At 63.6% G+C, this 21,413-nt stretch carries 22 protein-coding genes, 1 tRNA gene and 1 pseudogene; 14 read left to right on the top strand and 10 right to left on the bottom strand.

Translation table 11 applies throughout. The features are described from left to right. Positions 1-52: 52 nt before the first annotated feature. Entirely contained in the window at positions 53-601 is a 549-nt protein-coding gene (locus R2N03_RS00325; RefSeq protein WP_316656466.1) for a hypoxanthine-guanine phosphoribosyltransferase, read from the top strand. Between the two features lie 76 nt (positions 602-677). Here the strand turns inward: R2N03_RS00325 and R2N03_RS00320 are convergent. The 4 genes and pseudogenes from R2N03_RS00320 to R2N03_RS00305 form a co-directional block, all read right to left on the bottom strand. Further along, positions 678-916 (bottom strand): annotated as a pseudogene (locus R2N03_RS00320) (MarC family protein); the annotation flags it as partial. An 85-nt stretch (positions 917-1,001) separates the two neighbouring features. Continuing rightward, positions 1,002-1,868, bottom strand: coding sequence for a 2OG-Fe(II) oxygenase (locus R2N03_RS00315; RefSeq protein ID WP_316653757.1), 867 nt, complete (start codon positions 1,866-1,868; stop codon positions 1,002-1,004). 70 nt (positions 1,869-1,938) lie between these two features. Further along, positions 1,939-2,673 carry a lytic transglycosylase domain-containing protein gene (locus tag R2N03_RS00310; RefSeq protein WP_316653755.1) on the bottom strand — a complete coding sequence of 245 codons (735 nt, stop codon included), beginning with the start codon at positions 2,671-2,673 and terminating at the stop codon, positions 1,939-1,941. 20 nt (positions 2,674-2,693) lie between these two features. Further along, positions 2,694-4,418, bottom strand: a complete 1,725-nt coding sequence (locus R2N03_RS00305) for a proline--tRNA ligase (RefSeq protein ID WP_316653753.1) — start codon at positions 4,416-4,418, stop codon at positions 2,694-2,696. A gap of 220 nt (positions 4,419-4,638) precedes the next feature. Here R2N03_RS00305 and R2N03_RS00300 point away from each other — a divergent pair, with 220 nt between their 5' ends. Beyond that, entirely contained in the window at positions 4,639-5,319 is a 681-nt protein-coding gene (locus tag R2N03_RS00300; RefSeq protein WP_316653751.1) for an RNA pyrophosphohydrolase, read from the top strand. Continuing rightward, positions 5,316-5,954, top strand: coding sequence for a CNP1-like family protein (locus tag R2N03_RS00295; RefSeq protein ID WP_316653749.1), 639 nt, complete (start codon positions 5,316-5,318; stop codon positions 5,952-5,954). The genes R2N03_RS00300 and R2N03_RS00295 overlap by 4 nt, the downstream gene beginning before the upstream one ends. 96 nt (positions 5,955-6,050) lie before the next feature. Here R2N03_RS00295 and proB read toward each other — a convergent pair whose 3' ends face one another. The 4 genes from proB to rplU form a co-directional block, all read right to left on the bottom strand. Next, on the bottom strand, positions 6,051-7,175 hold the full coding sequence (gene proB, locus R2N03_RS00290) for a glutamate 5-kinase (protein ID WP_316653747.1): 1,125 nt from the start codon (positions 7,173-7,175) through the stop codon (positions 6,051-6,053). 31 nt (positions 7,176-7,206) lie between these two features. Beyond that, positions 7,207-8,316 (bottom strand): GTPase ObgE, encoded by a 1,110-nt coding sequence (gene obgE / locus R2N03_RS00285; protein WP_316653744.1) that lies wholly within the window; start codon positions 8,314-8,316, stop codon positions 7,207-7,209. Between the two features lie 196 nt (positions 8,317-8,512). Continuing rightward, positions 8,513-8,773 (bottom strand): 50S ribosomal protein L27, encoded by a 261-nt coding sequence (gene rpmA / locus R2N03_RS00280; RefSeq protein WP_004633021.1) that lies wholly within the window; start codon positions 8,771-8,773, stop codon positions 8,513-8,515. 37 nt (positions 8,774-8,810) lie between these two features. Next, positions 8,811-9,122, bottom strand: a complete 312-nt coding sequence (rplU, locus tag R2N03_RS00275; protein ID WP_011002728.1) for a 50S ribosomal protein L21 — start codon at positions 9,120-9,122, stop codon at positions 8,811-8,813. A 322-nt stretch (positions 9,123-9,444) separates the two neighbouring features. Here rplU and ispB point away from each other — a divergent pair, with 322 nt between their 5' ends. The 11 genes from ispB (at position 9,445) to R2N03_RS00220 (ending at position 20,047) form a co-directional block, all read left to right on the top strand. Further along, a complete protein-coding gene (ispB, locus tag R2N03_RS00270) occupies positions 9,445-10,374 on the top strand; it encodes an octaprenyl diphosphate synthase (protein WP_316656465.1) in 930 nt (309 codons plus the stop codon). Between the two features lie 26 nt (positions 10,375-10,400). After that, positions 10,401-10,477: transfer RNA gene (locus R2N03_RS00265), tRNA-Pro, on the top strand. Between the two features lie 188 nt (positions 10,478-10,665). Continuing rightward, the gene (locus R2N03_RS00260) at positions 10,666-11,940 is read left to right on the top strand and encodes an HlyC/CorC family transporter (RefSeq protein WP_316653723.1); all 1,275 of its coding nucleotides are present in this window, start codon (positions 10,666-10,668) and stop codon (positions 11,938-11,940) included. Positions 11,941-12,189: 249 nt separating this feature from the next. Further along, positions 12,190-13,917: a type IV-A pilus assembly ATPase PilB gene (gene pilB, locus R2N03_RS00255; RefSeq protein ID WP_316653721.1), complete on the top strand. Its 1,728-nt coding sequence runs from the start codon at positions 12,190-12,192 to the stop codon at positions 13,915-13,917. A 44-nt stretch (positions 13,918-13,961) separates the two neighbouring features. Beyond that, positions 13,962-15,239 carry a type II secretion system F family protein gene (locus R2N03_RS00250; protein WP_316653720.1) on the top strand — a complete coding sequence of 426 codons (1,278 nt, stop codon included), beginning with the start codon at positions 13,962-13,964 and terminating at the stop codon, positions 15,237-15,239. Beyond that, entirely contained in the window at positions 15,239-16,120 is an 882-nt protein-coding gene (locus R2N03_RS00245) for a prepilin peptidase (protein ID WP_316653718.1), read from the top strand. Before R2N03_RS00250 ends, R2N03_RS00245 begins: the two co-directional genes overlap by 1 nt. A gap of 13 nt (positions 16,121-16,133) precedes the next feature. Further along, entirely contained in the window at positions 16,134-16,748 is a 615-nt protein-coding gene (coaE, locus tag R2N03_RS00240; protein ID WP_316653716.1) for a dephospho-CoA kinase, read from the top strand. A 134-nt stretch (positions 16,749-16,882) separates the two neighbouring features. Beyond that, positions 16,883-17,641 carry a cell division protein ZapD gene (zapD, locus tag R2N03_RS00235; protein ID WP_316653715.1) on the top strand — a complete coding sequence of 253 codons (759 nt, stop codon included), beginning with the start codon at positions 16,883-16,885 and terminating at the stop codon, positions 17,639-17,641. 9 nt (positions 17,642-17,650) lie between these two features. After that, on the top strand, positions 17,651-17,857 hold the full coding sequence (locus tag R2N03_RS00230; RefSeq protein ID WP_316653714.1) for a DNA gyrase inhibitor YacG: 207 nt from the start codon (positions 17,651-17,653) through the stop codon (positions 17,855-17,857). A 189-nt stretch (positions 17,858-18,046) separates the two neighbouring features. Next, a complete protein-coding gene (locus R2N03_RS00225) occupies positions 18,047-19,387 on the top strand; it encodes a cytochrome C (protein WP_316653713.1) in 1,341 nt (446 codons plus the stop codon). Positions 19,388-19,426: 39 nt separating this feature from the next. Further along, the gene (locus tag R2N03_RS00220) at positions 19,427-20,047 is read left to right on the top strand and encodes a c-type cytochrome (RefSeq protein ID WP_316653712.1); all 621 of its coding nucleotides are present in this window, start codon (positions 19,427-19,429) and stop codon (positions 20,045-20,047) included. A gap of 21 nt (positions 20,048-20,068) precedes the next feature. On the opposite strand, the gene R2N03_RS00215 is transcribed toward R2N03_RS00220, so the two are convergent. Then, positions 20,069-20,524, bottom strand: coding sequence for an NUDIX domain-containing protein (locus R2N03_RS00215; protein WP_316653711.1), 456 nt, complete (start codon positions 20,522-20,524; stop codon positions 20,069-20,071). Continuing rightward, entirely contained in the window at positions 20,514-21,398 is an 885-nt protein-coding gene (locus R2N03_RS00210; protein ID WP_316653710.1) for an ATP-binding protein, read from the bottom strand. The genes R2N03_RS00215 and R2N03_RS00210 overlap by 11 nt, the downstream gene beginning before the upstream one ends. Positions 21,399-21,413 lie beyond the last annotated feature (15 nt).

The following is a 21,413-nucleotide window of genomic DNA, read 5'->3' as shown; positions in this document are numbered from 1 at the left end:
CGTGAACCACCCCATTGATCGACACACCGAACCGTTTCACCCAACTGACACGATGCTGAGCGCAGAACAGGCCCGCGAACTGTGGGCCAACTCCGAAGAAATCGTCAGCGAAGACGCCGTGCGCGGCTCGCTGGACCGCATGGCCGACGAGATCACCGAAAAGATCGGCGATACGTTCCCGATGGTGCTGTCCGTGATGGGCGGCGCATGCGTCTTCACCGGCATGCTCCTGCCCAAGCTGGCCTTCCCGCTGGAGTTCGACTACATCCACCTCTCGCGCTACAACAACAAGACGGTGGGCGGCGAGATGCAATGGCGTGTAGCGCCGCGCGAGTCGGTCAAGGGCCGCACGGTGCTGGTCCTGGACGACATTCTTGACGAGGGCGAAACGATGGCCGCCATCCGTTCGCGCATCATCGACATGGGCGCTGCCGAGTTCTACTCCGCCGTGCTGTGCGAAAAGACGCTTGCCAAGGACAAACCGCTCTACCCCGACTTCTGCGGCTTCGCGGTGCCGGATCGCTACGTCTTTGGCTGCGGCATGGACGCCAAGGGCTACTGGCGCAACCTTCCGACGATCCGCGCGCTCAAGACCATCTGACGCTGCGCGGGCGCAAACGAAAAAGGGAAAAAGGGCGACGTATCAGTCGCCCTTTTTTGTTATCCGCGCGGCGCCCTCACAACTGGTGCGCAAAGATATGGATGCCCTTGAGCAGCATTTCCACGGAGATTGCCATCAGGACCCGTCCCATCCGTCGCTCGAACGCCATCACCGTCCGCTCGCCGACCCGACGCTGGATCTGCGTCGCGCTGAGCAGCACCACCGCCGACACCGCCATCGTCGCGCCTAGCGAGCCACCTACGCCCACATGTGCCCGGGCGCCCGAGATACCGGCAGCATCACTGTCGCCACGGCGCCGAGCGGATCGCTGATCAGGACCAGCAGGACTGCCCCGGAGACGAACGTGTATTCCATCTGCCCTGCCGACGTCGATCGCCGCTCAGGCGCCGCGGCGGTAGGGCCGCTCACGCAACCACTTCGTGGCGATCCACTTTTCACCGCGCTCGACCGGCAGGCCGGCATGCAGTGTCGCTTCATCCAACGTACCGTCTGGGCGCTTGTAGACAAAGAAGACCGCATTGCCCTTGACCGGCGCGACCTCCAGCCCGAGCTTCGGAAAACCCGTCGCACCGCCCGCCGGCACGCTGTTCAGGTAAATGACGAGCGTCGCGACGCGCTGGCCTCCGACCTCGAGTTGGCGCGCCTCGCCACTGCGGCCAGGGTTGAAGAAATCGAAGTGCGGCTGGTATTCGCCGCCGGGCTGGTAGTTCAGCACCTGGAAACCTTCGCCGTGTTCGACCGGCACGCCCACAGCCTGGGCGATGCGCGCCTCGATTCTGGCGATCAGCGGGTGCTCGCCCACCTGGAACATGCCGCCCTGGCTTGTCCGGGCCGAGATCAACTTTTCTTCGCCCGTGTCCGGATTCACAACCGGCGACCGCTTGAGTCGATTGCGCCCAAGCGCGATCAACTGGTCACATTCCTCATCCGACAGGAAGTGCTGAAACAGCACGATGCGTGGCGTTTCAATGGCGAAGAGAATCGGGATGTCGCCGTCGGCGGTGCGCACCGCATTGCTGTTCTCGGCCACGTCGTTTGCGGCGGTCGCCGGCACGGGAGCCACAGCCGGAGCGGGTGCGCGAGCGGCCAGCGCCTCATCGACGACACGGCGCGCGAACGTGCGGTCATAGCCGGACTGCACCATCGACGCCACCAGTGATTCAGCCTCGAACCCCTCGATGACATGTCGCTGCAGCCAGTCGCGCAGCGCTTCGGACATGGTCGCGTACGGTTGAATGGTCGTCATGCGAAGTGAGGAGAGGCAGGCCAGCGATGGAGATGGCCTTATTGTAGGCCGGCGGACCAGCTGCCGACGATCAGGACCCGCCGGCGATGCGCAGCGGCGAGAACGGGTTGCGTGCGGGCACTTCCGGCAGGGCCTTGGCCCGCGAACCGCGTTCCGCTGGCGCTGAAACCGTCATCGCGCCCGGCTCCTGATACTGCCAGCGCTTCCACGCTGCCAGCACGGCATTCGGATACTGCGGCTGCCCGCGGCTGCCGTTGTAACGGCCCAGCGCCAGATACAGATTGCCGCCCTCCATGTCGAGGTAATGACGCAGGATCGTGCAGCCGTAGCGCAGATTGCTCTGGAGGTGAAACAGCTTGCGCACGTCGTTGTCGCCGATGCTGCGCGTCCAGAAGGGCATCACCTGCATGAGACCCATCGCGCCCGCGCTGCTGATGGCGTACTTGCGGAAGCCGCTCTCCACCTGGATCAGACCCAGCACGAGCGCCGGGTCAAGGCCCGCCCGCTTGGCCTCGTAGTACGCCGTTTCAATCAGCTCCACGCGTACCGATGCCTGCGGAATCTTGCTCGACATGCGCACCGACATCTCGGCCAGCCAGCGCAGGTAGCCGAGCTGCTCGTCGTTGCTGGCAAATACCGGGCGCAGCGGCCGGCTGTCGGCCACAGCGGCGGACAGGGCGCTGCGCACGGCGTCCGCCAGGTATTCCTCTTTCTGGGCGCCGGCCCACGCTGCCTGCGTGCCCGCGAGCAACGTCCCTGCGCACAGCGCAGCAACGATCGGGCGGAGGGGCAGGCAGCAGCGCATGGTGGCTCAGTGTGGTGACGTTATTGCGCGAGGCGCGCCTTGAGCGTGGCCAGGACGTCGGTCGGCGCCACGGCGGTGGCGGCTTCGTCGCGGCGGCCCTGGAATTCCAGCTTGCCTTCCTTCAGGCCGCGGTCACCCACCACCACGCGGAACGGCACGCCGATCAGCTCCCAGTCGGCGAACATCGCCCCCGGACGCTCGCCGCGATCGTCGAGGATGACGTCGATGCCGGCGGCAACGAACTCGGCGTGCAGGCGGTCGGCCTCCGCGCGCACGGCGTCGGAGCGGTCGTAGCCCACGGGGCAGATCACCACCTGGAACGGCGCGATCGAGGCCGGCCAGATGATCCCGCGCGCATCGTAGTTCTGCTCGATGGCTGCGCCCAGGATGCGCGTGATGCCGATACCGTAGCAGCCCATCACCATCGGCTGGGTCTTGCCGTTCTCGTCGAGGAACGTCGCGTTCATCGCCTCGGAATAGCGCGTTCCGAGCATGAAGACGTGGCCGACTTCAATCCCGCGGCAGATAGCCAGTGTGCCCTTGCCGTCCGGCGAGGCGTCCCCCTCGACCACGTTACGCAGGTCGTGCACTTCGGGCTCGGGCAGGTCGCGGCCCCAGTTGGCGCCGGTGAAGTGATAGTCCTCTTCGTTGGCGCCCACGACGAAATCGCTCATCGCAGCTGCTGTGCGATCGGCGATCACCTTGACCGATTGCTTCGTGCCGATGGGGCCAAGGTAGCCCGGACGCGTGCCGAACGCGCGCAGGATTTCGCCTTCGGTGGCGAAACGGAAGTCGGCCAGGCCCGGCACCTTCGACGCCTTGACCTCGTTGAGCTCGTGATCGCCGCGCAGCAGCAGCAGCCAGATCTGGGGCTCGCCGCCGTCCACATCGGTTGCGAGCACGATGGATTTGATCGTGCGCTGCAGCGGAATGCCCAGTTGCTCGGCCACGGCCTCACACTTGGCACGGCCCGGTGTATGCGTCTTGGCGAGCGCCTCCGTGGCCGCGCCGCGCGGCGCTGCCGGGGCGACAGCCTCGGCGGCCTCGATGTTCGCGGCGTAATCGGAGTCCGGGCAATACACGATGGCGTCCTCGCCAGTCTCGGCGATCACGTGGAATTCATGCGAGCCCGACCCGCCGATGGCACCGTTGTCAGCCGCAACCGCGCGGAACTGCAGACCGAAGCGCTCGAAAATGCGCGTGTAGGCGTCGTACATCTTCTGATACGACACCTTCAGACCCTCAGCGTCACGGTCGAAGGAGTACGCGTCCTTCATCGTGAATTCGCGGCCGCGCATGATGCCGAAGCGCGGGCGGCGCTCGTCGCGGAACTTCGTCTGGATCTGGTAGAAATTGACCGGCAACTGCTTGTACGAGCGGATCTCGGTACGGGCGATGTCGGTCACCACCTCTTCCGACGTCGGCTGGATGACGAAGTCGCGTTCATGGCGGTCCTTGAAACGCAGCAGTTCGTCGCCCATCTTGTCCCAGCGGCCGGTCTCCTGCCAGAGTTCGCCCGGCTGGACCACCGGCATGAGGACTTCCACCGCGCCGGCGGCATTCATTTCCTCGCGCACGATCTGCTCGACCTTGCGGATCACACGCAGCCCCACGGGCATGTACGTATAGAGGCCCGCGCCGAGCTTCTTGATCATGCCGGCACGCATCATCAATTTGTGCGAGACGATTTCCGCGTCGGCGGGCGCTTCCTTGAGCGTGGAAATGAAGAATTGGGACGCTTTCATGCGACTGACGATAAGGGATGGCCGCGGCCGTCAAAGCCGCGAGAACAAGGGCAAAAGCCACCGGAATCAGGAGATGAGACGAGGCGCCTGGCGCACATTCGCGCGATCGGCACCCCTCCCCCAGGAGGCGCGAGTGAGCGGCAACATTTCGGCTTCTGTGACAGCCGAGCGACGGGCCGCTCTATAATCGGCGTAATTCTAAAGTATTCGAGGTGCAGTCATGCTCGATCGTGAAGGCTTCCGCCCGAACGTCGGCATCATCCTCATCAACGCAAGAAACGAGGTGTTCTGGGGCAAGCGCATTGGCGAGCACTCCTGGCAGTTTCCACAAGGCGGCATCAAGTACGGCGAGACGCCCGAACAAGCGATGTTCCGCGAACTGCACGAAGAAGTCGGCCTGTTGCCAGAACACGTCCGGATCGTCGGTCGCACGCGCGACTGGCTGCGGTATGAGGTGCCGGACAAGTTCATCCGCCGCGAGATTCGCGGCCACTACCGGGGCCAGAAACAGATCTGGTTCCTGCTGCGCATGGTCGGTCGCGACTGCGACATCCAGTTGCGCGCCACCGAGCATCCGGAATTCGATGCGTGGCGGTGGAGCCAGTACTGGGTGCCGCTCGAGGCCGTCATTGAGTTCAAGCGCGAGGTGTATCAGCTGGCGCTGTCGGAGCTTTCGCGCTTCGTGCAGCGGCAGGCGCGCGCACCGCTGTCGCCCTATGGGCGCGGCGGACAGCATCGCGAGCAACGCGAAGGCCGTGACCGCTCGGGGGGCCACGGCGGCCCGCGCCCCCAGCCGACGTTGACGGTCACCACCACGACGGTCATCGTCGAGACGGTGGCTGCACCGGAAGCGGCGGCCTCTCCCAACCCCGAAGACACTCCGTCCAAGGACAACTCGTGAATGTAAAGACGACGACACGTGGAGCGCACCGCGCTCTCGTGCCGCTCGCGCTGGCGGCTGCGCTGGCGTTGACGGCATGTGGCCACAACCGCACCGGCGACCTCGAAGACAAGCTGTTGATGGACCCGTTCAACGACAAGCCCTTCAAGGAAGACGCCGTGACCTTCCCGGCTCCGCCGGTCGATCGTGATGCCGTGCCGTTCGATGTGGGCGGCCGCACTGATTCGCCGCTGCGTTTTGCCATCGATCCGAAATCGGTGTCGATCGGCAAGGACAACGTGGTGCGCTACACCGTGCTGATCACCAGCAAGACGGGCGCGCGCAACGTGAACTACGAAGGCCTGCGCTGCGATACGGCAGAACGACGCATCTATGCGACGCTGCGCAATGACACCAACCAATGGATCAGCAACCGCGCGGTGGACATGAACGAAACCGCGAATACCGAGTCCGCCAGCATGAATGCCTACAAGCCCGCCACGGATTGGCAGCGCGTTGGCAATGGCGGTCCGACGGACTATGCGTCGGCGCTGATGCGCTCGTACTTCTGCGACGTGCGCTCGGTAGCTGGAGATGGAAAGGCCTCTACGCTGGTGCAACGGTTGGGACAGGGCGGCCGGTATTTCGGGCCCTGAGCGGCAAACGTCGGCGTACTGCATCATCTGCCTCAAACACAAAGGCCAACCCTGCAAGGTTGGCCTTTTGTTTTGACACGCCGCCGAGCGACTGAATCAGAGCAGCACCAGGTTGTCCCGGTGCACCAGCTCCGCGGCGCTTACGTAGCCAAGCACCGACTCGATCTCGGAGGATGCCCTGCGCGCGATGAGCCGGGCCTCGGCCGACGAATAGTTCGTCAGCCCCCGCGCCACTTCACGGCCTGCCGTATCCACGCAAGAAATCACCTCGCCGCGCGCAAATTCGCCCTGCACTTCGGTCACGCCGATCGGTAGCAACGACTTTCCGCCGGCCGTGAGTTTTTCCACTGCACCGGCATCCAGCACCACGCGACCGCGCAGTTGCAGGTGATCGATCATCCATTGCTTGCGTGCCGCCATCCGCCCCGTCGGCGCGCGAAGTTGCGTGCCGATGGCCTCGCCATTCGCCAGGCGCGCAAGCACGTCGGGCTCGCGCCCCGAAGCGATGATAGTGTGCGCACCCGATTTGGCCGCACGCTTGGCCGCCAGAATCTTCGTCAGCATGCCGCCCTTGCCGATGCTCGAACCGGCGCCGCCGGCCATCTGCTCAAGATCTGGCGTGCCGGCTTGCGCCTCGTCGACAAAGCGGGCGTCCGGGTCCTTGCGCGGGTCAGCGGTATACAGGCCGCGCTGGTCTGTCAGGATGATCAGCGCATCACCTTCGATCAGGTTGGTGACCAGCGCGCCCAGCGTATCATTGTCGCCAAACTTGATCTCGTCGGTGACGACCGTGTCGTTCTCGTTGATGATCGGCACGACACCGAGGCTCAGCAGCGTGAGCAGCGTGGAACGTGCGTTGAGATAGCGCTCGCGATCGGCCAAATCGCCATGCGTGAGCAGCACCTGCGCGGTGCGGATGCTGTGCCGCGCGAACTCGGATTCGTACACCTGCGCCAGCCCCATCTGCCCCACGGCCGCGGCGGCCTGCAACTCATGAATCTCCTTCGGACGCTTGGTCCAGCCCAACCGCTGCATGCCCTCGGCGATGGCGCCTGAGCTGACCAGCACGACCTCCTTGCCGGCCGCCCGCAGCGCCGCGATCTGCTCGGCCCAACGGGCGATGGCGGCCTGGTCGAGCCCGCGTCCGTCATTCGTAACCAGACTGGACCCGACCTTGACGACAAGGCGGCGCGCATCGGCAATCAGCGAACGCAGGGCCATGGTGGCGTGTCTCCGATGAATATTGTGGTGGTTATGCGTGGGTGTCGTCGTCGCCGCTGCCTTGATCGACGTTGTGCAGGGTTGGGTCAAGACGGAGGTCCGGTGCAGCGGCGGCGGCCTCTTCTTGCGCGCGCAGTTCGTCCAGATACTCCTGGATCGCGTGGACCAGCGCCTGCGTGCCGTCGTGGGTCAGCGCAGAAATTCGGTGCACCGGCCCCTTCCACTTGAAGCGCTTCACGAAGTCTTTCACGCGCGCTTCGCGTTCTTCCTGGGGCACCATGTCGAGCTTGTTGAGCACCAGCCAGCGCGGCTTCTCATAGAGCTCGGCGTCATATTTCTTCAGTTCGCCGACGATGGCCTTGGCTTCGGCCACCGGATCGACATTTTCGTCGAATGGAGCCAGGTCCACGACGTGCAGGAGCACGCGCGTGCGTTGCAGGTGACGCAGGAACTGGTGGCCCAGGCCCGCACCTTCGGCGGCACCTTCGATGAGGCCCGGAATATCCGCCACAACGAACGATTTCGACGGACCGGTGCGCACCACGCCCAGGTTCGGATGCAGCGTCGTGAACGGATAGTCAGCAATCTTAGGGCGCGCGTTGGAGATGGCGGTGATCAGCGTCGACTTCCCGGCATTGGGCATCCCCAGTAGCCCCACATCGGCCAGCACCTTCAGCTCCAGCCGCAGGTTGCGTCGCTCGCCGGGCTTGCCATCGGTCTTCTGGCGCGGCGCACGGTTGGTGCTCGACTTGAAGTGGATGTTGCCCCAGCCCCCCTCGCCGCCGCGCGCCAGGCACAGGCGTTGACCATCGAGCGTCAGGTCGGCGATCAGCTCGTCGGTGTCGGCATCGTAGATGGCGGTACCGACGGGCATGCGCAGCGTGATGTCGTCGCCTGCGGCGCCGTAGCAGTCGGCACCCCGGCCGTTTTCGCCGTTGCGTGCGAGATGCTTCTTGGCGAAGCGGTAATCGATCAGGGTGTTGATGTTGCGGTCTGCCACGGCCCACACGCTACCGCCACGCCCACCGTCGCCGCCGTCCGGTCCGCCGAACGGGACGAATTTCTCGCGGCGCATCGAGGCGCTGCCGTTGCCGCCGTCACCAGCGATCACTTCAATCCGGGCTTCGTCGATGAACTTCATGGAGGGCCTCCGCCCGTGCGGCGTGCGCACGGCAGGTAAAAAGAAATCGGCGCCGCTCGCGCCATTGCTAACAGAACGCACCTGGAAACAAGCGCCAAGAAGCAGCGTACCGCCCAGGATCAGGGTCGCGTTTTGTTAGCAGCCAGAAACGAAAAAGCCCCGCACGGGTGCGGGGCCTTTTGACTACAAGGCTGAATCAGGCCGCCGGAACAACGTCGACGAACTGCTTCTTGCCTTCGCCGCGGTTGGCGAACTTCACGTGGCCATCGACCAGCGCGAAGAGGGTGTGGTCCTTGCCCATGCCCACATTCACGCCAGCGTGCGTGCGGGTGCCGCGTTGGCGAACGATGATGCCGCCAGCGTTGATGGCTTGACCGCCGTACACCTTCACGCCCAGGCGCTTCGACTCGGAATCGCGGCCGTTCCGTGTGGAACCGCCGCCTTTTTTCTGTGCCATGACTGAACTCCTATCCGGTTACGTAGACGACGCAGCCTCAGGCCACGATCGAGTCGATACGCAACTCGGTGTAATTTTGACGATGCCCCTGGTGCTTCTGGTAGTGCTTACGACGGCGCATCTTGAAGATTTTCACCTTGTCGTGACGACCATGGGAGATGACGGTGGCTTTGACGGCAGCCCCGCTCACCAGCGGCGCACCAACCTTCAGTTGGTCGCCGGCGCCCACTGCGAGCACCTGGTCAAGCGTGATTTCTGCGCCAACGTCCGCCGGTATCTGTTCTACTTTCAGTTTTTCGCCAGCAGCAACCTTGTATTGCTTACCGCCGGTTTTTACGACCGCGTACATTGTCGGACCTCGATAAAAGAACTAAAACGTGACTCTTGCGCCACTCACCGCCCACATACGCGGGCGACGGGCACAGAGAACCGCTAAATATACAAGAAAAACCCAAGTAAATCAAAGGCCAAAGCGTGCCGCCCACGCAACGGGCCGGCGCATCACCCGCGCACCGCAGACGCCGACGGGCGAACGACTGCTTGCTCTATAATTTTGCGGTTTTTGCGCCGCACCCGTTGCGCGCCCGCCAACTGTCAGACACCGCCCTTCGCTGGAACCCGCCTTGACCCAGACCTCCGCCTCCGTCCTGCTCGCCCCCGTCGCTGAAGACATGCGCGCCGTCGATGCCGTGATCCGGCGCCGGCTCGGCTCGGAAGTGGTGCTGATCAACCAGATCGGCGAGTACATCATTAGCGCGGGCGGCAAGCGCCTGCGCCCCGTGATCCTGCTGCTCGTGGCCAACGCGCTGGGTTACAAGGGCGAACATCAGCATGAGCTGGCCGCCGTGGTCGAGTTCATCCATACGGCCACGCTGCTGCACGACGACGTGGTGGACGAATCCGATCTGCGCCGCGGGCGCAAAACCGCCAACGCGGTCTTCGGCAACGCGGCGAGTGTCCTGGTGGGCGACTTCCTGTATTCACGCGCCTTCCAGATGATGGTGCAGGCCAACAGCATGCGCATCATGCAGATCCTGGCGGACGCCACCAACGTCATTTCCGAAGGCGAGGTCCTGCAACTGCTCAACATGCACGATCCGGACGTGACGGAAGAGCGCTATCTGCAGGTCATCCGCTACAAGACCGCCAAGCTGTTCGAGGCCGCCGCGCAAATTGGCGCCGTGCTGTCGGGCGCGGATGCCGCCACGGAAGAGGCTGCGGCAGAATATGGCCGCCGCATCGGGACGGCCTTCCAGATCGTGGATGACCTGCTCGATTACACCGCGACGGCCGACCAGATGGGCAAAAACGCCGGTGACGACCTGCGCGAGGGCAAGCCAACGCTACCGCTCATTCACCTGCTGTCGAACGGCACCGAAGCACAGCGCGCGCTGGCGCGCCAGGCCATCGAGCAAGGCGGCACGGAACATTTCGACGCGATCTTTGCTGCGATCCAGGCGTCCGGCGCGCTGGAATACACGCGCCAGGCTGCCGAGCGCGAAGCGGCCGCAGCAGAAGCGGCCGTCACCGCTTTCCCCCCTTCCCTTTTCCGTCAGACGCTGATAGACTTGTGTGCTTTCTCGCTGCAACGTCAGTCCTGACACGCACGAGAGTTGCGAAGAAGCATCGGGGTGTAGCTTAGCCTGGTAGAGCGCTACGTTCGGGACGTAGAGGCCGGAGGTTCGAATCCTCTCACCCCGACCAGTTTCTCGTAGTCAAGCAGTTCTTGCGGCATCGTGTTTCAGCATCGCCGCGCCATTTCTCAAGTGCTCTGGTGCAGTGCTTGCCTTGTCCGGCAAGCGTGGTGTTGTGCGTGCAACCCATGGCTTTACATGGTGGCGCGACAAACCCCTCTGCTATAGTGGGCGCTTCGCTGCTTCCGCTCCCCCGCCTTGGACTCCTGGCCGCTCTGGGCGCAGCTCGGCGCCGTTGCGCTGCTGCTGTGCTGCTCCGCTTTTTTCTCGATTTCCGAAACCGCGATGATGGCGCTCAACCGCCATCGCCTTCGCCATCTTGCCAAATCCAATGTATCGGGCGCGCGCAACACGCAGCAGTTGCTGGGCCAGACGGACAAGCTGCTCTCGCTGATCCTGATCGGCAACAATCTGATCAACACCGCCGTGCCCGTGCTGATTGCGAATCTGGCAATCCACTACTTCGGCAACAGCGGGACGACGCTGTCGATCGCCACCGCCATCGTCGCCTTCCTCATCATCGTGTTCTGCGAGATTGCACCCAAGATCGTCGGTGCAACCTTCCCCGAGCGCATCGCGTTTCCAGCCAGTTTCATCATCGGGCCCCTGATGAAAGTGGCGACTCCGCTGGTGGCGGTGGTCAATGCCTTCGCTATGGGCCTGTTGCGGCTGGTGCGCATCAACACGAAAGCCGCCCCGGAACAGCGCATGTCGACAGAGGAGCTGCGCACGCTGGTGCTGGAGTCGGGCAATTTCATCCCGCACAAGCACCGCAGCATCCTGCTGAACCTGTTCGACCTCGATGCCATTACCGTGGATGACGTGATGACGCCGCGTGCGCGAGTGGAATCGCTCGATCTGTCGCGCCCGATCGAAGAGGTGATTCAGCAACTCGAAACCTGCTATCACAACAAGCTGCCCGTATTCGAGCACGACAGCGACCAGGTGATCGGCATCCTGCATGTGCGCAAGGCGCTATCGCTGCTGGGGCATACCGAGCTGACACACAACGATTTCCGCAATCTGCTGGCCGAGCCTTACTTTGTGCCGAGCGGCACCCCGGTGTTCCGGCAGCTACAGTACTTTCAGGAGAACCGCCGCCGCCTCGGCCTGATCGTCAACGAATACGGCGACATGCTGGGCCTGGTGACACTCGAGGACATCATCGAGGAGATGATCGGCGAGTTCACCACCACACTCCCCAACGCCGAAAAGCTCGCCTGGGACAAGGAAGGCACCTATCTTGCGGACGCGGGCATGTCGTTGCGCGACCTGAACCGACGCCTGGGCCTGAGCCTGCCGACAGATGGTCCGAAGACACTCAATGGGCTGATTCTTGAAGTCCTGGAGGAGATCCCGGAGGCAGCGGTCAGCGTGAAAATCGCGGGGTGCGTAATGGATATCGTGCAAATGGATAACCAGTCGATCCGGACAGTCCGGCTCCATCGGCCGGTACCTGTAAAGCGAGGCTGAGACCACTCCCCCGCACGGGAGCCTTCAGTCCGCGCGGTTTTCTGCCGATGTGGCACAAATGCACGTGGCGCTTTGGTGTGCGCTTTACAAATGCAGGGGCGGTCGGCAAACTGCCCCGATCCCGGGCGTTACCCCCCACGAATGGGTGGGGTCCCGGCTACAGAACATAAAACAACTCGCCTATGGGGGGCGGGCGCACACGAGAGGCAGTGGGGCCGGGTGCGCTGAAATGGTCAGTCAGACAGGCTCATGACACTCGGACTCGCTCTAGCACAGAGCCGGCGGATCGCGCCGACGTTGCTCGCCCAACTCGAACAGAGCGCGCGCGAAAAGCGCACGCAATTGATCGACGAACTGGTGGGTAGCGGCATCATGAGCGCGCACGATCTGGCCGTGTTCGTTGCGGGCAAATACCAGATGCCCTTGCTGGATCTGGCCCAGTACAAGCTCGACACCGTGCCGGCCGTGCTCTCTGCCAACAGGCACTTCGCGCAGTTGCGGCTGCTGCCACTTGGCCGGCGAGACAACCGTCTGATCCTCGCGACGTCCGACCCGAGCGACCCGAAGCCGATCGAAGAGCTGCGCCAGAAGATGAACGTGGCGGTCGAGACGGTGATCGTCGAACACGACAAGCTCGTGCGCCAACTCAGTCTCGCGAACGAGGCCCCTGCCGAAATCAAGTCGCTCTATCCCAAGCAGGAGGCCACCCAGATCGTATACGACCCGGGTGCCGCTGCCGCCACGCGACGTACCACCACCGACGGGATCGACGATGCCCCTGTGGTGCGTTTCCTGCAGAAACTCTTTACCGAGGCGCTGCTGCGGGGCGCGTCAGACCTTCACTTCGAGCCGTTTGAAACGTTTTACCGCGTGCGGTTTCGCATCGACGGCATCCTGGCGCAAGTGGCACAACCGCCGCTGGACATCCGCGACAAGATCGCCACACGGATCAAAGTGCTTTCGCGCCTGGACATCTCGGAAAAACGCGTGCCCCAAGACGGCCGCATGAAGCTGCTCATCACCGTCCCGAAAGACAAGAAGGACAAAGAGAACAAGGAGATGGTCGAGCGCGCCATCGACTTCCGGGTCTCCACGCTGCCGACGCTGTTCGGCGAAAAGATCGTGATCCGGATTCTGGAGTCGTCCACCGAACGGCTCGACATCGACCAGCTCGGCTACGAGCCCGAGCAGAAGCAATTGCTGCTCGACGTGATCAAGCGCCCCTACGGCATGGTGCTGGTGACGGGGCCCACCGGCTCGGGCAAGACGGTGTCGCTGTACACCTTCCTGAACATGTTGAACCAGGGCGACATCAATATTTCCACAGCCGAAGACCCGGCGGAAATCCAGTTGCCCGGCATCAACCAGGTCAACGTGAACGACAAGGCAGGACTGACCTTCGCGGCAGCGCTGAAGTCATTCCTGCGGCAGGATCCGGACATCATCATGGTCGGCGAAATCCGGGATCTGGAAACCGCGGACATCTCCATCAAGGCAGCGCAAACCGGCCACCTGGTGTTCTCCACGCTGCACACCAACGATGCGCCGACCACGCTGACGCGCCTGATGAACATGGGCGTCGCGCCGTTCAACATCGCGTCGTCGGTGCTGATGATCACGGCACAGCGCCTGGCGCGGCGACTCTGCAAGGAATGCAAGAGGACAGGGCCGCTGCCGAAGGAAACCCTGCTCGACGCGGGCTTCACCGAGGCCGACCTCGACGGGTCCTGGCAACCGTATCATCCGGTTGGGTGCGAAGTGTGCAACGGCAGCGGCTACAAGGGTCGGGTCGGCATCTATCAGGTCATGCCGATCACCGAGACCATTCAGGAAATCATCCTGACGCACGGTACAGCACTGCAGATTGCGGAGCAGGCTCGCCGCGACGGCGTGCTGTCGTTGCGCGAATCGGGCTTGAAGAAAGTGAAGCAAGGGCTGACTTCCCTCGAGGAAGTGCTGGCCACGACGAACCAATAACCTTCTCGATCAATCGTTCCCATACCGGGGGGTAGGAACCAACCATGGCCACACGAGCACCCGCAGCAAGACCCGCCCCAAAGGGTGCGGCCGCCGCGCCCGCACGCAAGACCGCTGCCAAGAAGGCACCCACGCAGTACATCTTCGAGTGGGAGGGCAAGGACCGCAAGGGCAAGATCTTCAAGGGCGAGATGCGCGCCGAGAGCATCACCGAAGTGAATGCCATGCTGCGCAAGCAGGGCCTGTCGATCACGAAGTCCAAACGCCGGCGGGCTGCCCGCGGCAAGAAGATCACGCAGAAGGACGTGGCGTACTTCACGCGCCAGCTCTCGACGATGCTCAAGGCCGGCGTGCCGCTGCTGCAGTCCATCGACATCATCTCGCGTGGCCATGCCAACCCTAACTTCACGCAGTTGCTCACGGAAATCCGCTTCGATATCGAATCGGGTAGCAGCATGGCGCAGGCGTTCCGCCGCCATCCCCAGTATTTCGACACGCTGTACTGCAACCTGATCGACGCGGGCGAACAGGGCGGTATCCTCGACGCCCTGCTCGAGCGCCTGTCGCTGTACATGGAAAAGTCGATCGCGCTCAAGGCGCAGATCAAGTCGGCCATGATCTATCCGATCTCGGTGCTGACGGTGGCATTCCTGGTGACGGTGGTGCTGATGATTTTCGTGGTGCCTTCGTTCAAGGGCGTGTTCTCTAGCTTTGGTGCTACGTTGCCGGCACCGACACTAGTGGTGATGGGCATCTCCGACTTCTTCGTGAAGTGGTGGTACATCATCGTCTTCACGCCCGTCATCGCAATTACGCTGTTCGCTCGCGCCTTCAAACGATCGCAGGACGTGCAGCGGTCCACGCACAGATTCATCCTGAAAATGCCGATCTTTGGCGCCATCATCCGCAAGGCGACCATCGCGCGATGGACCCGCACGCTGGCTACCATGTTTGCTGCCGGAACGCCGCTGGTGGAGTCGATGGAATCGGTGGCCGGTGCAGCAGGTAACTGGGTCTACCACGATGCCACCCTTGAGATCCAGCAGGCCGTGCGCATCGGCACGAGCCTGACCAACGCCATGCAGGCCACCCACGTATTCGACAACATGGTGCTGCAGATGACGCAGATTGGTGAGGAGTCCGGCGCCTTGGACAACATGCTGCTGAAGGTGGCTGAGTTCTATGAGCGCGAGGTCGACGACGCTGTCGCCAATATCTCCACCCTGATCGAGCCAATCATCATCGTCATCCTGGGCGTGCTGATCGGCGGCATGGTCGTGGCGATGTACCTGCCGATCTTCAAGCTGGGCCAGGTGGTTTGATGCCCGAGATGTTCGTCATCCCCACGCTGGCGCAACTGCCGGCGTGGTTCGTGATCGGAGCGGGCGGGCTGGTCGGCCTGTTGGTCGGCAGTTTCCTCAACGTGGTGATTCACCGTCTGCCGCGCATGATCGAGCGCGAGGAAGCCAACTACATCGCCGAGCTACGCGGCGAGCCGCTGCCCCAGCCCACCCCCTACAACCTGGTCGTGCCGCGCTCGGCGTGCCCGTCGTGCGGACACCAGATCAAGGCGTCGGAGAACGTCCCCGTGTTGAGCTGGCTCGCCCTGCGCGGCCGCTGCAGCGCATGCAAGACGCCGATCTCCTGGCGCTATCCGGCGGTCGAGGCGGCGACCGGCCTGTTGACCGCCGCTTGCCTCTGGCACTTCGGCCCGACGTGGACCGCCGTTGCCTCGGCGGCGCTGCTTTGGTTTCTGGTCGCCGGCACGATGATCGACGCGGATACGCAACTGCTGCCCGACGCCCTCACGCAGCCGTTGCTTTGGCTTGGCCTGGGGGTGAATCTGTTCGGCATGTTCACGCACCTGCAGGATGCGGTCATCGGCGCAATGGCTGGCTACCTCTTCCTCTGGTCGATCTACTGGGCCTACAAGCTGCTGCGCGGCCGCGAAGGCATGGGCTACGGCGACTTCAAGCTGATGGCCGCCCTGGGCGCCTGGTTCGGCTGGCAAGCGCTGCCCTTGCTCGTGCTGCTGTCGTCGGTGGTCGGCCTGGTCTTCGGCCTTGTGCGTATCGCGCGTGGCGCAAAGAGCGAATCGCCGTTCTCGTTCGGGCCCTTCATTGCCGGCGCGGGCGTGATCGCACTGCTGGCGGGCCCGCAGCTGATCGTGCTGACGGGGCTGGCTCCCGGGCTTGCCCCTTGAGGGTGTCGGTAACATGCGCGTGATTGGCCTGACTGGCGGCATCGGCAGCGGCAAGAGCTATGTGGCGGACCGTCTTGCCGAGCGCGGCGCCGCCATCGTCGACACCGATGCCATCGCCCACGAGATCACCGCGCCCGGCGGGGCTGCCATCCCCAAGCTGGTCGAAACCTTCGGCCCCGGCATCCTGCGTCCGGACGGCGCGATGGATCGCGACGCCATGCGCGCCCTCGCCTTTTCCGACGCTACCGCCAAGACACGGCTGGAGCAGATCACGCATCCGCTGATCCGCGAGATTGCCTTGTCACGCGGAGCCGCCGCGCAAGCATCCGGCGCATCTCCGTACCTCGTCTACGTCGTACCGCTTCTGGTGGAGTCCCTTACCGGCCATCAAAGCTGGCGCAGCCTTGTCGAGCGCATCCTGGTCGTCGACTGTCCGGTCGAGATGCAGATTGCCCGCGTGATCGCCCGCAATGGCCTGCCACGCGCGCAGGTCGAGGCTATCGTGGCCCGGCAGGCCAGCCGTGAAGCGCGCCTGGAAGCCGCGGACGACGTGATCGACAACAGCGGAGCGCTGGCGGACTTGCAGCCGCAGATCGACCGTCTGGACCAAGCCTATCGGTCGGATTGAACCGCCCTGAAAGCGGATGTCACAGCCCTTTGCATTGTGATGAGCGAGGGTCTCGCATAGAATGCGGGCAGATCGAAGCCAAATGGGCTTCGGGGCCACATACGCCAGCAGGCCAGCAAACCGGGCACCAAGTTTTGATCCTGTACGAATATCCCTTCAACGAACGCATTCGGACGCTGCTGCGCCTCGAAGATCTGTTCGAGCGGCTGGATTTCTTTCTCGTGCAGGAACATCCGCTGCAGCACCATGTGGCGCTGACCACGCTGTTCGAGATCGTCGACGTGGCGGGCCGCGCCGATCTCAAGTCCGACCTGCTGAAAGAGCTCGACCGCCAGCGCCAGACGCTGACTGCGCTGCGCGCTAACCCGCAGATCGATCAAGACGCGCTCGACGGCGTCATCAGCGAGCTGGAAACCGCCTCGGGCAATCTCACCGCCACGCACGGCAAGGCCGGACAGCTCATCGCCGACAACGAATGGCTGACCAGCATCCGCAGCCGCGCGATCATTCCCGGTGGTACCTGCGAATTTGACCTGCCGGCGTATTTTGCGTGGCAGCATCACCCTGCGGAACGCCGCCGCGCCGACATTATCAAATGGGCGCAGCCCCTGGTACCGCTGCGTGACGCGACGATGATCGTGCTGCGCCTGCTGCGCGAGTCGGGCCAGAGTGGCAAGGTCATTGCTACCGCCGGAAGCTATCAACAGATGCTGTCGGGGCGCGTCTACCAACTCATGCAGGTGCGCCTGGACGATGCTGCGCTGGGCTTCATCCCTGAGATCAGCGCCAACAAGTACATGCTCTGGGTACGCTTTACCCAGCAGGATGGCGACCTGCGCCCCAAGCCGGTCGACGCCGATATTCCGTTCCAGCTCAAGCTCTGCAATTTCTAGACGTTTGCAATGAACGCGAAGACCGTCAAATGCCCGACCTGCGGCAAACCCGTGCCGTGGGTACCGGAAAGCCGTTACCGGCCGTTCTGCTCCGAGCGCTGCAAGCAGATTGATCTGGGCGCCTGGGCGGCCGAGCAGTACACCATCCCCGTGGTCGAAGACGACGACCTGCCGCCCGAAGCGCCGGGCGGCGACACCAGCGGCAAGCTCAATTGACACTCCCCCGGTGCGTTGCACCATGCAGTAGGCCGTCCCGCCCTCTCGCTCCCCTCAGCCGCGATACCACCTTGGCTGGCCGGTCTTGATCCACGTCAGCGTGACCCAGTTCGCACGTTGACGAAATCAGCCGCGTCATCTTTATTGATGAGGTGAGACGGTGAACCACAACAAAAAGAGGGGGGCACCATGCAACGGTCGACGACGGCGCTCAATGCGCTTGTTTGGCTGCTGCTCTGCGTTGCGCTTGGCGTGCCAAGAGAGGCCTCTGCGGTGCCGGCGTTCGCCAGACAGACCGGCATGGCCTGCATGGCTTGCCACGTAAGCTTCCCGGAACTGACCCCCTTTGGCCGGTTCTTCAAGATGACCGGCTATACGCTGTCCAACAAGAGCACGATCCCGATTTCGGGCATGGTGCAGATCTCGCGCACCAACACCCGGACGGTCGATCAACAGAATTACGATTTCGTGCGCGACGGCGATACCGTCCCCCAGCAGCTCAGCCTGTTTTATGCGGGACGCATTGCCGGGCCAGTCGGCGCCTTCGCGCAGTGGTCTTACGACGGCATCGCCCACCACAGCGCCCTGGACAACACCGACATCCGGGCCGCATGGCACCTGACGCGGGAGGACGTCGACTTCATCTACGGCATCACGGTTAACAACAACCCGACGGTATCCGACGCCTGGAACAGCAGCCCCGCCTTCGGTTATCCGTACGCGTCGCCCACCGTCGGCGTGCCGCCGCTGGCCGGGACGCTCATCGACGGGAGCCTGGCGCAACAGGTGGTGGGGGCAAGTGCGTATGCCTTCTGGCAACGCCATCTTTACGCAGAGTTCGGCGCCTACCGGACTGCGGACCAGGCCTTCTCGGTATTCCGGGCCGGCCAGGATACCGCCACGCCAGGCGGCGTGGCGCGCCTGAGCGGAGCCAATCCGTACTGGCGTGTGGCTTACAACCAGGAGTGGGGGCCGCATTCGATGATGGTCGGCACCTTCGGGCTGCTGGCCAACCGGTATCCGGACAACACGATGCCCGGTACGCCCACCGACCGCTTCCAGGACTATGCGCTCGATGCCCAGTACCAGTATCTGACGATGACGCACACGTTCACCGCACAGATGGCGTGGATCTATGAGCATCAGGACTGGCGCGCCAGCTTCCCAAGCGGCGGCATCGGGGCCGGTCCGACGCCGGCCAACCCGACGGATCATCTCAATACATTCAAGGCGAAGGCGTCGTATTACTACCAGCGCAAATACGGCGCCACCCTGGCCTACTTCTCAACCACCGGCGACGCCGACCCCGGCCTCTACGCCCCGGCGCCCGTCACCGGCAGCGCCAATGGCCGGCCGGATACCCAGGGCGTGATCTTCGAGCTGGATTATCTGCCGCATCCCCAGATCAAGCTGGCGCTGCAGTACACGTGGTACCTCAAGTTCAACGGCGCCCACGCCAACTACGACGGCAACGGGCGCAACGCGATCAACAACAACACGATCTATCTGCTCGGCTGGTTCATGTTCTAGCTGCCTGGTCGGATCAACGACAGAAGGGGGGAACACGTGATGAAGGGATTGCATCGATCCGGCCCAGCCTGGCTTGCAGGTCTCGTCGCACTCGCGGCCTTGGGTTGGTCCGGCGCCGCCACCGCACAAGACGGCGAGAGGCTTGCTGAGCAATTGTGCGCGTCCTGCCACGGCGCGCACGGCACCAGCGGGTCGCCCATGTTCCCGCGCCTGGACGCGCAGGTTCCGCACTATCTGGAAGCGCAGCTGAAGGGCTTTCGCAACCGCGGTCGCGGCGAGACCGACGCGCAGGCCTTCATGTGGGGCATTGCCTCGCAGCTGGACGATGCCACCATCGCCTCACTGGCTGAGTACTACGCGCGCCAGACAGCGCCTGCGGGCCAGGCGGGAAATCCGGCACTGATGGCGCGCGGCAAGACCATCTTCGAACACGGCCTGCCGGCCGAGGGCGTGCCCGCCTGTGCGTCTTGCCACGGCGCGCACGCGCAGGGCAACGATATCTATCCGCGTCTGGCCGGTCAGCACGAGACGTACCTGTTGCGGCAGATCAGCGTCTTCAAGAACGGCACGCGCGCCAATGCGCCAGTGATGAGCGCCGTTGCTCACACGTTGACGGACGAGCAGGCACAGGCGGTTGCCGCCTTTCTGCAAGCGCAGTAGATCCCTGGAGAGACGGGAAGACTAGGCAGACGCAGCGGCGTCTTCCGCGCGCATCCACTCGAACACCGGCAGCGTGGCCGGCAGTACCGGTTCCACGTTGATCGGCAACGTCTGCCAGGCGAATTCCTGGCCTTCCAGTGCGCGCAGCGTGCCTTCCCACGCCGTCACCTTGCAGAAATGCAGGCGCACGTACGCGTGCGGATAATCATGCTCGATGGTGTGCCACGGCGTGCAAGTGCGCAGCGTCACATCGAGCTCTTCCTTCAGCTCACGCGTGAGCGCGGCTTCCACCGATTCGCCCGCTTCAAGCTTGCCGCCAGGAAATTCCCAGTAGCCCGCGTAAGGCTTGCCTTCTGGACGCTGGGCCAGCAAGAACTGGCCGTCCGGCTGCACCAGCACGCCAACGGCCACTTCGGTGATCTTGCGGCCGTCGGGCGTGTGCGTGGGTGGCACTTGCGTCAGATTGTCAGTCGACATGCTGCCGCCCATGCTTGCCGCCCCAGTCGCGGGCAAATTGCCATGCCACGCGGCCCGAACGCGAGCCACGCTCGAGCGCCCAGACCAGCGCGTCGCCACGTGCAGCGGCGATGTCCTCGTCGCTGCAGCCGAAATGCCGGAGCCAGTGGCCGACAATGGTCAGGTATTCGTCCTGCTTGGGCGGGTAGAACGACAGCCACAGTCCGAAGCGCTCCGACAACGAGATCTTCTCTTCCACCACTTCGCCCGGATGGATTTCGCCGTCAGACGTGTGCTGATAGGTTTCGTTGTCCTTCATGTATTCCGGCAGCAGATGGCGCCGGTTGGACGTCGCGTAGATCAGCACGTTGTCTGATTGCGTTGCCACCGAGCCGTCCAGCGCAGACTTCAGCGCCTTGTAGCCCGATTCGCCCTCTTCGAACGAAAGGTCATCGCAGAAGATCGCGAAGCGCTCGGGGCGCGTCGAAAGCTGCTCGACGATATCGCCCAGATCGGCCAGATCATCCTTGTCGACTTCAACCAGGCGCAGGCCGTCCTTCACGAATTCGTTCAGGCACGCCTTGATGAGCGACGACTTGCCGGTACCACGTGCGCCCGTGAGCAGCACGTTATTGGCCGGCAGCTTGCTGACGAACTGGCGCGTGTTGGCGACGATGGCGTCTTTCTGACGTTCGATGTTGTGCAGATCGCTCAGGTGGATCGGCGGCAGTTGGCGGATCGGCGCGAGATAGCCGATATTGCCGAACAGGCTCTGACGTTTTCGCCAGCGGAAGGCAACGGCCTCGTTCCAATCCGCCTCGGTCAGTTCGGGCGGCAGCCATTGCTCGAGCCGCCCAAGAAAGCGGTCGAGCCGTGCGGAAAGGTCGGACGACATGGAGGCAGACTCCGG

The sequence above is a fragment of the Ralstonia condita genome, assembly GCF_958405655.1.
GTDB lineage: Bacteria > Pseudomonadota > Gammaproteobacteria > Burkholderiales > Burkholderiaceae > Ralstonia > Ralstonia condita.
The sequence above is the reverse complement of the archived record's forward strand: the minus strand, read 5'-3'. Positions and strand labels throughout refer to the sequence as shown.